General features: G+C 68.7%; 9 protein-coding genes. All 9 read left to right on the forward strand.

The annotated features are described in order from the left end of the window. Nucleotides 1-64: 64 nt before the first annotated feature. Entirely contained in the window at nt 65-751 is a 687-nt protein-coding gene (mtrA, locus tag A5696_RS21565; protein ID WP_055576516.1) for a two-component system response regulator MtrA, read from the forward strand. After that, nucleotides 748-2,421, forward strand: a complete 1,674-nt coding sequence (mtrB, locus tag A5696_RS21570) for an MtrAB system histidine kinase MtrB (RefSeq protein ID WP_082956514.1) — start codon at nt 748-750, stop codon at nt 2,419-2,421. Before mtrA ends, mtrB begins: the two co-directional genes overlap by 4 nt. Further along, nucleotides 2,421-4,187 (forward strand): MtrAB system accessory lipoprotein LpqB, encoded by a 1,767-nt coding sequence (gene lpqB / locus A5696_RS21575; RefSeq protein WP_067883031.1) that lies wholly within the window; start codon nt 2,421-2,423, stop codon nt 4,185-4,187. Before mtrB ends, lpqB begins: the two co-directional genes overlap by 1 nt. Nucleotides 4,188-4,620: 433 nt before the next feature. Then, nucleotides 4,621-5,892, forward strand: coding sequence for an oxalate/formate MFS antiporter (gene oxlT / locus A5696_RS21580; RefSeq protein WP_067883032.1), 1,272 nt, complete (start codon nt 4,621-4,623; stop codon nt 5,890-5,892). 56 nt (nt 5,893-5,948) lie between these two features. Continuing rightward, nucleotides 5,949-6,581, forward strand: a complete 633-nt coding sequence (locus A5696_RS21585) for a ComF family protein (RefSeq protein ID WP_067883144.1) — start codon at nt 5,949-5,951, stop codon at nt 6,579-6,581. A 316-nt stretch (nt 6,582-6,897) separates the two neighbouring features. Further along, nucleotides 6,898-7,590 carry a ribosome hibernation-promoting factor, HPF/YfiA family gene (gene hpf / locus A5696_RS21590; RefSeq protein ID WP_067883033.1) on the forward strand — a complete coding sequence of 231 codons (693 nt, stop codon included), beginning with the start codon at nt 6,898-6,900 and terminating at the stop codon, nt 7,588-7,590. A gap of 111 nt (nt 7,591-7,701) precedes the next feature. Next, the gene (gene secA, locus A5696_RS21595) at nt 7,702-10,542 is read left to right on the forward strand and encodes a preprotein translocase subunit SecA (protein ID WP_067883145.1); all 2,841 of its coding nucleotides are present in this window, start codon (nt 7,702-7,704) and stop codon (nt 10,540-10,542) included. 58 nt (nt 10,543-10,600) lie between these two features. Further along, complete coding sequence (locus A5696_RS21600) at nt 10,601-12,157, forward strand: HD domain-containing phosphohydrolase (RefSeq protein WP_067883034.1); 1,557 nt, start codon at nt 10,601-10,603, stop codon at nt 12,155-12,157. A gap of 54 nt (nt 12,158-12,211) precedes the next feature. Further along, the gene (locus A5696_RS21605) at nt 12,212-12,988 is read left to right on the forward strand and encodes an adenylate/guanylate cyclase domain-containing protein (RefSeq protein WP_067883035.1); all 777 of its coding nucleotides are present in this window, start codon (nt 12,212-12,214) and stop codon (nt 12,986-12,988) included. Nucleotides 12,989-13,033: the final 45 nt, after the last annotated feature.

The following is a 13,033-nucleotide window of genomic DNA, read 5'->3' on the forward strand; positions in this document are numbered from 1 at the left end:
TTTGGCCGTATCGAAGAAGAAACGCCCGTGTGGCGCCCCAAATTTATCCCGATCTGGTGACACCATGGACTCCATGAGGCAAAGGATTTTGGTCGTCGACGACGACGCTTCGCTGGCCGAGATGCTCACCATCGTGCTGCGTGGGGAGGGTTTCGACACGGCGGTCATCGGCGACGGCACTCAGGCCCTGACCGCGGTGCGCGAGTTGCGCCCCGACCTGGTGCTGCTGGACCTGATGCTGCCGGGCATGAACGGGATCGACGTGTGCCGGGTGCTGCGGGCCGACTCCGGCGTCCCGATCGTGATGCTGACCGCCAAGACCGACACCGTCGACGTGGTGCTCGGCCTCGAGTCGGGCGCCGACGACTACATCATGAAGCCGTTCAAGCCGAAGGAACTGGTCGCCCGGGTGCGCGCGCGGCTGCGGCGCAACGACGACGAGCCCGCCGAGATGCTGTCGATCGCCGACGTGGACATCGACGTGCCCGCGCACAAGGTCACCCGCAACGGCGAGCAGATCTCCCTGACACCGCTGGAGTTCGACCTGTTGGTCGCGCTGGCACGCAAACCGCGCCAGGTGTTTACTCGTGATGTGCTGCTCGAACAGGTGTGGGGATATCGGCACCCGGCGGACACCCGCCTGGTGAATGTGCATGTCCAGCGTCTGCGGGCCAAGGTCGAGAAGGACCCTGAGAACCCGACTGTGGTGTTGACCGTTCGAGGAGTGGGATACAAGGCCGGACCTCCGTGATCTGGCGCTCGCCGCGACGCACGAGAAGCCGTTGGGGGCGCTCTGGCCCCATGACCCGCGGCATGGGTGCGTTGAGTCGAGCCGTGGGCGTTGCCTGGCGCCGATCGCTACAGCTGCGGGTCGTGGCGCTGACACTCGGATTGTCGCTGGCGGTGATCCTCGCGCTCGGCTTCGTGCTGACCAGCCAGGTCACCAATCGGGTGCTGGACGTCAAGGTCAAGGCCGCCATCGAGCAGATCGAGCGGGCGCGCACCACCGTCGGCGGCATCGTCAACGGCGAGGAGACGCGCTCGCTGGACAGCAGCCTGCAGCTGGCCCGCAACACCCTGACCTCGAAGACCGACACCGCCTCGGGCGCCGGGCTGGCCGGGCCTTTCGACGCGGTGCTGATCGTCCCGGGCGACGGCCCGCGCGCCGCGACCACAGCCGGCCCCGTCGACCAGGTGCCCGGCTCGTTGCGCGGGTTCGTCAAGGCCGGCCAGGCGGCCTACCAGTACGCGACCGTGCACACCGAGGGCTTTTCGGGGCCGGCGCTGATCGTCGGGACGCCGACGTCGTCGCAGGTGGCGAACGTTGAGCTGTACCTGATCTTCCCGCTGAAGAACGAGCAGGCCACGATCCAGCTGGTGCGCGGCACGATGATCACCGGCGGCGGGGTGCTGCTGGTGCTGCTGGCCGGGATCGCGCTCCTGGTCTCGCGGCAGGTGGTGGTGCCGGTGCGGTCGGCGTCGCGGATCGCCGAGCGGTTCGCCGAGGGGCACCTGTCCGAACGCATGCCGGTGCGCGGCGAGGACGACATGGCCCGGCTGGCGTTGTCGTTCAACGACATGGCCGAGAGCCTGTCCCGGCAGATCACTCAGCTGGAGGAGTTCGGCAACCTGCAGCGCCGGTTCACCTCCGACGTCAGCCACGAACTGCGCACCCCGCTCACGACGGTGCGGATGGCCGCCGACCTGATCTACGACCACAGCGCCGACCTCGACCCGACCCTGGCCCGGTCCACCGAGCTGATGGTCAACGAGCTGGACCGGTTCGAGACACTGCTCAACGACCTGCTGGAAATCTCGCGGCACGACGCCGGTGTGGCCGAGCTGTCCGTCGAGGCGGTGGACCTGCGCACCACTGTGCAGAGCGCGCTGGGCAACGTCGGCCACCTGGCCGAGGACGCAGGCATCGAACTGCAGGTGGACATGCCGTCCGAGGAGGTGATCGCCGAGGTCGATCCGCGGCGGGTGGAGCGCATCCTGCGCAACCTGATCGCCAATGCCATCGACCACGCCGAGCACAAACCGGTGGACATCCGGATGGGCGTCGACGAGGACACCGTCGCCGTGACCGTTCGCGACTACGGCGTCGGGCTGCGGCCGGGCGAGGAGAAGCTGGTGTTCAGCCGGTTCTGGCGCTCGGACCCGTCGCGGGTGCGCCGGTCCGGCGGCACCGGGCTGGGCCTGGCGATCAGCGTCGAGGACGCGCGGCTGCACCAGGGGCGGCTGGAGGCCTGGGGCGAGCCGGGCCAGGGCGCCTGCTTCCGGCTGACGCTTCCGCTGGTACGCGGCCACAAGGTCACCACCAGCCCGCTGCCGCTGAAGCCCATCCCGCAGCCCATGCCGGAGCCGAGCGCCCCCGAACACAAGGCGCGCCAACCGGAACCCGCCGAGAGGAGCGTCTGATGCGGGGGCTGGCACGGCTGCTGGCGCTGCTGTTCCTGGCGGTGCTGCTCGCCGGGTGCGCGGGGGTGCCCAGCTCGTCGGCCCCGCAGGCGATCGGCACCGTCGAACGCCCGGCCCCGTCGAACCTGCCCAAGCCCACCCCGGGCATGGATCCCGACGTGTTGCTGCGCGAATTCCTCAAGGCCACAGCGGATCCGGCTAACCGGCACCTGGCGGCGCGCCAGTTCCTCACCCAGTCGGCGTCCAACGCGTGGGACGACGCCGGCAGCGCGCTGCTGATCGACCACGTGGTGTTCGTGGAAACCCGTGGCGCCGAACGGGTTTCGGCCACCATGCGCGCGGACATCCTGGGCTCGCTGTCCGACGTCGGGGTGTTCGAAACCGCCGAGGGCGTGCTGCCGGACCCGGGCCCGATCGAGTTGGTCAAGACCTCCGGCGGCTGGCGGATCGACCGCCTGCCCAACGGGGTGTTCCTGGACTGGCAGCAATTCCAGGAGACCTACAAACGCAACACGCTGTACTTCGCCGACCCGACCGGCAAGACGGTGGTTCCCGATCCCCGCTATGTGGCGGTGGCCGATCACGACCAGCTGGCCACCGAGCTGGTGTCCAAGATGCTGGCCGGGCCGCGGCCCGAGATGGCCCACACGGTGCGCAACCTGCTCGCCCCGCCGCTGCGGCTGCGCGGGCCGGTGACCCGCGCCGACGGCGGCAAGAACGGGATCGGGCTCGGTTACGGCGGCGCCCGCATCGATCTGGAGAAACTGTCCACCACCGATCCGCACAGCAGGCAATTGCTTGCCGCACAGATCATCTGGACGTTGGCCCGCGCGGACATCCGCGGTCCGTATGTGATCAACGCCGACGGCGCGCCGCTGGACGACAGGTTCGCGGAGGGGTGGACCACCTCCGATGTCGCGGCCACCGACCCGGGCGTGGCCGACGGGGCGGGTGCGGGCGTGCACGCCCTGGTCAACGGGTCGCTGGTCGGGCTGGACGGGCAGCACACCACCAACGTGGCGGGAGCCTTCGGGCGGATGGGCGATCAGACGGGCGCCGCGCTGTCCCGCAGCGGGCGGCAGGTGGCGTCGGTGGTGACGCTGCGGCGCGGCGCGCCGGACCAGGCGGCGTCGCTGTGGATCGGCGATCTGGGTGGCGAGGCGGTCCAGTCCGCCGACGGGCACAACCTGACCCGGCCCAGCTGGTCGCTGGACGACGCCGTCTGGGTGGTAGTGGACAACAACAACGTGCTGCGCGCGATCCAGGAACCGGCGTCCGGGCAGCCCGCGCGGATCCCGGTGGATTCCGCGCTGGTGGCCGCGAGCTTCCCCGGGCCGATCACCGACCTGCAGCTGTCCCGCGATTCCACCCGCGCGGCGATGGTGATCAACGGCCAGGTGATCCTCGCCGGCGTGGAGCAGACGCAGGCCGGGCAGTACGCCCTGACCTACCCGCGCCGCCTGGGTTTCGGGCTGGGCAACTCGGTGGTCTCGCTGTCGTGGCGCACCGGTGACGACATCGTGGTCACCCGCACCGACGCCAGCCATCCGGTGTCCTACGTCAACCTCGACGGGGTCAACTCCGACGCGCCGGCCCGCGGCCTGCAGGTCCCGGTGACGACGGTCGCGGCCAACCCGTCGGCGGTCTACGTCGCCGCCCCGCAGGGGGTGCTGCAGTATTCGGCGTCGGCGCCCGAAAGCCAGCAGAGCTGGTCGGACGTCTCCGGGCTGAACATGCCCGGCGCGGCGCCGGTCTTGCCGGGCTGACGCAGAGGCGCCGTGCGCGACCCGGCTGACGGGGGTCCTGTGCACGACCCTGAATACGGTTAAGTCAACCGGGGTAGGTGCGGGAACCGCGGTGACGTGCGCGGACAATCGCTCGTTATGGCGCGATATACAGAATCTATCATCACGCCCGCCAACGGATTATCGAACCAAATACGTTGCATCACAACGAATTACAGACCGTCGGCGCTCGACCTCGGTACGTCAGTGAGTGGGAGTTGATGTGCCGGTGATCATCGGTAATGTCCCGGAAACACGCCAAACCTACTGTTGGCGAGGCACATTGGCGTTCACAACAACTCGCGCTGTCTGAAAATTTGTTTCGGACAAGCACTTTGGCATTTCGAACGCCCCGATATCACCGCCGGCACGTAACTGGAAACGGAGAGCCGCTTTGCTTGCTAACACGGACGCCTTGAGCTCCACGGCAGCGACTACAGCGCCGACCGTCGCGCGCACCCGCTGGCTCCAGCTCGGCCTGGGCCTGGTATGCATGATGACGATATCGAGTCCGCAGTACGTGTGGACGCTGATGACCAAGCCGCTCGCCGCCAAACTCGGGATTGCCCTGCCGGAATTGCAGGTCACCTTCTCGATTCTCGTGGTTTTGCAGGCCTTTTTCTCGCCATTCCAGGGGGCGCTGGTCGACCGTTTCGGGCCCCGCCGGCTGATCTCTATCGGCACGCTGCTGGCGGGCTTGAGCTGGGTGCTCGCATCCCACGCGCCTACCGCGCCGATGCTGTACCTCACCTATGGCGGTGTCGGCGGCATCGGCACGGGGATCGTGTATGTCGGCGTCGTCGGGCTGATGGTCCAGTGGTTTCCCGATCGGCGCGGATTCGCCGCCGGTGTGGTGGCGGCCGGCTACGGAATGGGCGCCATGCTCACCACTTTTCCGATCGCCTCATCGCTGGCCGCACGCGGCGTGGAGTCGACGTTGTGGCTGTTCGGCGTCGCGTTCGCCGCCGTCGGTTGCGTTGCGGCGCAGGGGTTGCATGTGCCGCCGACGGATCTGGCATCGAGTACGTCGAGCGCCCGCGCGTCCACCACCGTGCGCGATTATCGGCCATCCGAAATGCTCAAGCGGCCCCTCTTCTGGTTGATGTTCGTGATGATGACGACGATGGCCACCTCGGGCCTGATGGTCACGTCGCAGCTGGCGACGTTCGCCGCTGACTTCGGTGTGAGCAAGGTATTGGTGTTCGGGCTCGCCGCCGTGCCGCTCGCCTTGACCATCGACCGCTTCACGAACGGGCTTACCCGGCCGTTGTTCGGTTGGGTATCGGATCGGCTGGGCCGTGAGAACACCATGGCGTTTGCCTTCGCGCTGGAGGGCGTCGCCATGACGCTCTGGCTGCTCACCCGACACGACGCGACGATGTTCGTCCTCCTGTCGGGGTTGGTGTTCTTCGGGTGGGGCGAGATCTTCTCGCTGTTCCCGTCCACCTTGACCGACACCTTCGGGACCCGTTACGCCACGGCGAACTATGGCTGGCTCTACATCTCGTTCGGGATCGGTTCGATCTTCGGCGGCCCGCTCGCCGCCCTGTTGCACCAACAAGCCCGCAGCTGGATCCCGGTGTTCGAGTGTGCGATCGCGCTCGATCTGGGAACCGCGGCGCTGGCCGTGTTCGTGTTGAAGCCGGCGCGTGGGCGTTTCGTCAGCGCGGGGCAACGAGAAGGCTAGGCAGGCCACTCAGCCAAGCGGGTCGTGTTGTCGGACGCGCCCACCAGACTGTGTCCGTGCTCGACCTCATCCTGCCCCTGGAATGCGGCGGCTGCGGGGCGCCGTCGACCCGCTGGTGTGCCGCCTGCGCGGCCGAGCTCGAGGCCAAACCGGACCAGCCGCACGTGGTTGACCCGCGGATCGACCCGGAGGTGCCGGTGTTCGCGCTGGGCCGTTACGCCGGGGCGCGCCGCCGGGCGATCCTCGCGTGCAAGGAGCGCGGCCGCGGGGACCTGGTGTCGCCCCTGGCCCGGGCGCTGGCCGTCGGGGTGCACCGGCTGCTGACCTGGGGCATGGTCGAGACCCCGCTGACGATCGTGCCCGCGCCGACCCGGCGTTCGGCGGCGCGCCGCCGGGGCGGTGACCCCGTCGCCCGGCTGGCGCGGGCCGCGGTGGCCGGCTACCCGGACGTCGGCGTCGTGCAGGCGCTGCGGATGAAGGCGCTGGTCCGCGACTCGGTGGGGCTTTCCACGTCGGACCGCGAGCGCAATGTCGCGGGCCGGGTCGTGTTGTGCCGGCGGCCGCCGAGTACCGAGGTCTTGGTCGTCGACGACATCGTCACCACGGGGGCGACGGCGCGCGAGTCGGTGCGGATCCTGCGTGCCGCGGGGGTGCGCGTGGCGGCGGTGCTGGCGATCGCGGCCGCGTGAGGCTGTGGCCCGGGCATGAGGTTGTGAAGAACATGCAACAGCTCTGCGAAATTGGTGGCGTCCCAAGGCGAACACGAGCTAACGTCGAGGACAACCTTCAGGAACACCCTGGGCTTCCTGAACACGCAACACACTCGTCGCGATTCCCCAGGTTGAAGCGCCGCACGCGAAGGAGGTGAGTATTCGACTCCTAGCACCGGCGGGCAGCCTGCGGCCAAAACCGCTCCCACCCCGTCGGCGCGTTTCGTAGCAAGCCGGCACGCAGCGCGTGCAACGTGGAAAAGGAAACGAGTTGACACGTATGTCAAGGCTTACCGTGGATTCCGGTCAGACTCTCGACCAACCGCCGGCAGACACCACCGGGCCGGCCGAACCGACATTGAACGCCGAGGTCGTGTTCAAGGGCCGCAACGTCGAAATCCCCGATCACTACCGCATCTACGTCTCGCAGAAACTCGCCCGCCTCGAACGATTCGATCGCTCCATCTACCTTTTCGACGTCGAGCTCAAGCACGCCCCCAACCGCCGCCAGCGCAAGTCCTGTCAGCGCGTGGAGATCACCGCCCGCGGGCGCGGGCCGGTCAGCCGCGCGGAGGCCTGCGCCGACAGCTTCTACGCCGCCTTCGAGTCGGCGGTCGACAAGCTGGAGAACCGGCTGCGCCGCGTCAAGGACCGACGCAAGGTCCACTATGGCGACAAGACGCCGGTGTCGCTGGCCGCGGCGACCGCGGTCGCCCCGCTACCCGCGAAGGCCTTCGACAGCGAGCCGGTGCAGCCGCACGAGCACGACGGCGCCGGTGTCGACGGGCACGAACACCTTGACCGCGAGCCGGGGCGGGTGGTGCGCACCAAGGAGCACCAGGCCAAACCGATGACGGTCGACGACGCGCTGTACGAGATGGAACGGGTCGGGCACGACTTCTTCTTGTTCTTCGACAAGCAGACCGAGCGGCCGTCCGTCGTCTACCGTCGCCACGCCTACGACTACGGGCTGATCAGTCTGTCCTGACGACGTTCGCGGGCTTTTCCGGCGTGTCACCTACGATGGATGGCGCCGAACACTGATGCGGCGAAGAACAACGCCATCCAACAGGGGAACATCCCCAAGAGGGACGACACCGTGCTACAGAAGTTGCTGCGCCTTGGTGAAGGTCGCATGGTCAAACGCCTCAAGCGGGTGGCCGACTATGTCAACACGTTGTCCGACGACGTCGAGAAGCTCACCGACGCGGAGCTGAGGGCCAAGACCGACGAGTTCAAACAGCGCCTCACGGAGGGCGAGACCCTCGACGACCTGCTGCCCGAGGCGTTCGCCGTGGCTCGCGAGGCCGCGTGGCGGGTGCTTGACCAGCGCCCGTTCGACGTGCAGGTGATGGGCGCGGCCGCGCTGCACCTCGGCAACGTCGCCGAGATGAAGACCGGTGAGGGCAAGACCCTGACCTGCGTGCTGCCGGCCTACCTCAACGCGCTGGCCGGCAAGGGCGTGCACATCGTCACCGTCAACGACTACCTGGCCAAGCGCGACAGCGAGTGGATGGGCCGGGTGCACCGCTTCCTGGGCCTGCAGGTCGGCGTGATCCTCGCGCAGATGACGCCCGACGAGCGGCGCGTCGCCTACAACGCCGACATCACGTATGGCACCAACAACGAGTTCGGCTTCGACTACCTGCGCGACAACATGGCCCACTCGCTCGACGACCTGGTGCAGCGCGGCCACAGCTACGCCATCGTCGACGAGGTCGACTCCATCCTGATCGACGAGGCCCGCACCCCGCTCATCATCTCCGGCCCCGCCGACGGCGCGTCGAACTGGTACCTCGAGTTCGCGCGGCTGGCGCCGCTGATGCAAAAGGACGTGCACTACGAGGTCGACCTGCGCAAGCGCACGGTCGGCGTGCACGAAAAGGGCGTGGAGTTCGTCGAGGACCAGCTCGGCATCGACAACCTCTACGAGGCCGCCAACTCGCCGCTGGTCAGCTACCTGAACAACGCGCTGAAGGCCAAGGAGCTGTTCACCCGCGACAAGGACTACATCGTCCGCGACGGCGAGGTGCTCATCGTCGACGAGTTCACCGGCCGCGTGTTGATCGGCCGCCGCTACAACGAGGGCATGCACCAGGCCATCGAGGCCAAGGAGCACGTCGAGATCAAGGCCGAGAACCAGACGCTGGCCACCATCACGCTGCAGAACTACTTCCGCCTCTACGACAAGCTGGCCGGCATGACCGGCACCGCCCAGACCGAGGCGGCCGAGCTGCACGAGATCTACAAGCTGGGCGTGGTCTCCATCCCGACCAACAAGCCGATGATCCGCACCGACTGCTCCGACCTCATCTACAAGACCGAGGAGGCCAAGTACATCGCTGTGGTCGATGACGTCTCCGAGCGCTACGAGAAGGGGCAGCCGGTCCTGATCGGCACCACCAGCGTGGAGCGCTCGGAGTACCTGTCGCGGCAGTTCCAGAAGCGCCGCATCCCGCACAACGTGCTCAACGCCAAGTACCACGAGCAGGAGGCGGGCATCATCGCGGTGGCGGGCCGCCGCGGCGGTATCACCGTCGCCACCAACATGGCCGGCCGCGGCACCGACATCGTGCTGGGCGGCAACGTCGACTTCCTCACCGATCAGCGGCTGCGCGAGCGCGGGCTGGACCCGGTGGAGACGCCCGACGAGTACGAGACGGCCTGGCACGAGGAGCTGGCGATCGTCAAGGAGGAGGCCGGCAAGGAGGCCGCCGAGGTGATCGAGGCCGGCGGCCTGTACGTGCTGGGCACCGAACGGCACGAGTCGCGGCGCATCGACAACCAGCTGCGCGGCCGCTCCGGCCGCCAGGGCGACCCTGGCGAGTCGCGCTTCTACCTCTCGCTGAGCGACGAGCTGATGCGCCGCTTCAACGGCGCGGCGCTGGAGGCGATGCTCAACCGGCTGAACCTGCCCGACGACGTGCCGATCGAGAACAAGATGGTGACCCGCGCGATCAAGAGCGCGCAGACCCAGGTCGAGCAGCAGAACTTCGAGGTCAGAAAGAACGTCCTCAAGTACGACGAGGTGATGAACCAGCAGCGGATGGTGATCTACGCCGAGCGCCGCCGCATCCTCGAGGGCGAGAACCTCAAGGACCAGGCGCTGGACATGGTCCGCGACGTGATCACCGCCTACGTCAACGGCGCGACGGCCGAGGGCTACGCCGAGGATTGGGACTTGGAGGCGCTGTGGTCGGCGCTCAAGACGCTCTATCCGGTCGGGATCGACCACGTGACGCTGACGCGCCGGGACGGTGACGACGACCTCGAGGACCTCACCCGCGACGAGCTCCTCGACGCGTTGCTCAAGGACGCCGAACGCGCTTACGCCGCAAGGGAAGCCGAGCTCGAGGAAATCGCCGGCGAGGGCGCGATGCGCCAGCTGGAGCGCAACGTGCTGCTCAACGTCATCGACCGCAAGTGGCGCGAGCACCTCTACGAGATGGATTACCTCAAGGAGGGCATCGGGCTGCGGGCGATGGCGCAGCGCGACCCGCTGGTGGAGTACCAGCGCGAGGGCTACGACATGTTCATGGCGATGCTCGACGGCATGAAGGAGGAGTCGGTCGGCTTCCTGTTCAACGTCACCGTGGAGGCGGTGCCCGCGCCGCAGGTCGCCCCCCAGGCGACACCGGAGGGGCTCGCGGAGCTGGGAGCCGCCGCCGGCGGACAGCCCGGCGGCGAAGCCCAACCGCCCGCGGCGCCGCGCGAGGAGGCGCCAAGCACCCTGCGCGCCAAGGGCATCGATGACGAGGCGCCCGCGCTCACGTACTCCGGCCCGGCCGAGGACGGTTCGGCGCAGGTGCAGCGCAACGGCGGTGGCGCGCAGAAGACGACGGCCGGCGCGCCCGGCGGCGCCAGCCGTCGCGAGCGCCGTGAGGCCGCGCGCCGGCAGGGTCGCGGCGCCAAGCCGCCAAAGTCGGTGAAGCGGCGCTAAGTCGGCAACCGGTCGGAGATGCCGCGGGCCTGACCCGGTCGAGAAAGGGGCACGTTTCATGCCCTTCGACGGAGCGGTGTCGCGGACCGAGGTGCTGGCGGCGCTGTCGTTGGCGATCGACCTCGGGCTCGGGCAGCCGATGGACCACATGCTGCGGTCGGCGGCGCTGGGCACCAGGCTCGGCGAGCGGCTCGGGCTGAGCGAGCGCGAGCGCGGCACCGTTTTCTACACCGGCCTGGTGATGTGGATCGGTTGTCACGCCGACTCCCACGAGTACGCGCGCTGGTTCGGCGACGACATCGCGGTGCGGCACGCCAGCCACTACATCGACTGGTCCGGCGCGCCGTACCGCCGATTCCTCATGAGCAATCTGGGCCGCGGGGCCACGTTGCCGAAGCGGGCGCAGCTGGCGGCCAGGGTGTTTTGGGACGCACGCGGGAATATCGGCGGGCTGGTGCAATCCCATTGCCTGTCGGCCGCATTGCTCGCCGAGGAGATCGGCTTGGGCGCGGACGTGTGCGAGGCCCTGCCGTATGCGTATGAACGATGGGATGGCAGCGGCATGCCCGCCGGCGCCGCCCGAGACCGCATACCGGTGGCGATGCGGGTGGCGCAGGTAGCCGACATCGCCGAAGTGCACCATCGCGCCTACGGTGCGGAGGCCGCGATCGCCGAGGTGCGCAAGCGCAGCGGCAAGCAATTCGACCCCGACGTGGTCGCGGCGTTCACCGCGGCCGCCGGCGAGCTGTTGCGCGAGAACGAAGATGCGTGGTCGGCCGCCGCCGACCTTGCTCCTGATCCCGGCGAGGCGCTGAGCGGCGACGCGCTGGACCGGCTCCTGCGCGCGATGGGGGACTTCGCGGACCTGAAATGCCCGTTCACCCTTGGTCATTCGCGTGCCGTGGCCGAGCTGGCGGAGAACGCCGGGAAATGCGCCGGGCTGCCGAGCGACGACATCGACGTTCTGCGCCGCGCCGGTTACGTGCACGACCTCGGTCGCATCGGCGTGTCCAACCGGGTGTGGGAAAAGCCCGGTGAACTCACCCATGCCGAACGCGAGCGGGTGCATCTGCACCCGTATCTGTCCGGCAGGATCTTGGCGCGGGTCGGTGGGCTGAAGGCCGTCCGGGAGGTCGCGGTGAACCACCACGAACGACTGGACGGGTCGGGATATCCGAACGGTCTGCGGGGTGAGGACCTGTCCGTCCGCGACCGGATACTCGCCGCCGCCGAAAGCTATTGCGCCTCAACCGAGCCGCGACCACATCGCGAGGCATCCGACGAGACGGGCGCGGCCGGGCGGCTGCGCGGTGAAGCGTCGCGCGGCCGCCTCGACGGCGACGCGGTCGAGGCCGTGCTCGAAGCCGCGGGCCACCGGCCGTCGCGCAGGCCCGCCAGGCCGGCGGGATTGACCCGCCGCGAGGCCGAGGTGCTGCTGCACGTCGCGCAGGGGCTCACCAACCGCGAGATCGCCTCGGCCCTTTGGATTTCGGAGAAGACGGTGCGCAATCACGTTGAGCACATCTATGCCAAGATCGGGGTGTCCAACCGGATCGGGGCCAGCCTGTATGCGACGCGGCACGGCCTGACCGGCAGCGCCCCGACCGGGTCCTGATATTTGGGGCCGATGCCCCATGCGCGGACGGTCACCGGCAGCGATCATTGCCGCATGACCAGCATCGCGCCTCCGGATGCGGTGACGTCGGGAGTGTGGGACAAGGTGCTCATCGACGGGCACGCGTCTCTGGTCAGGGCCAGGCACGCGTTCCGCTACCTGCCCTCCGCGCCGCGATGCAAGCTCTGCAACAACCCCTTCGGCGGCCCCGTCGGCCGGGTGTTCGCCGCCGCCGGGTTCCGCCGCTCGCGCAAGAATCCCAACCTCTGCGAGCGATGCTGCGACGCGTTGCCGCGGGGCGGAGCGGAGGTCGACATCGCGGTGTTGTTCGCCGACGTCCGCGGCTCCACGGCGCTGGGCGACTTGCGGGCCGCCGCGGACTTCGCCGGCCTGCTCAACCGCTTCTACACCGCCGCGACGCAGACGCTGCTGCGCCACGACGCGGTGATCGACAAGCTCATCGGCGATGAGGTGATGGCGTTCTTCGTCCGGGGCATCAGCGGCCCCCACTATCGGCAACGGGCCGTCGAGGCGGGAAAAGACCTGCTCAACGCCGTCGGGCACGGCACACCGGGCGGTCCGTGGCTGAACGTCGGCGTCGCGGTGAACGCCGGCGTCGCATACGTCGGCAACGTCGGCGGGGCCGTGGTCGATTTCACCGCGCTCGGTAGTCCCGTCAACGCCGCAGCCCGGATGCAACAACACGCCGCCGGCGGTGAGTTGCTGGTCGCTGGGGGAGTCGCAGATGCACTCATGGCCGGCGCGCGGCGGCGCACACTGCATCTGCGGGGGCAATCGGCGCCGATTGACGTCTTCGTGGCTTCGGCGTAATGCCGTGAACCGGGCCCGCGGGATCGCGGGCCCGGTTCAGCGGGG

The organism is Mycobacterium sp. E2699 (assembly GCF_001666745.1).
GTDB lineage: Bacteria > Actinomycetota > Actinomycetes > Mycobacteriales > Mycobacteriaceae > Mycobacterium.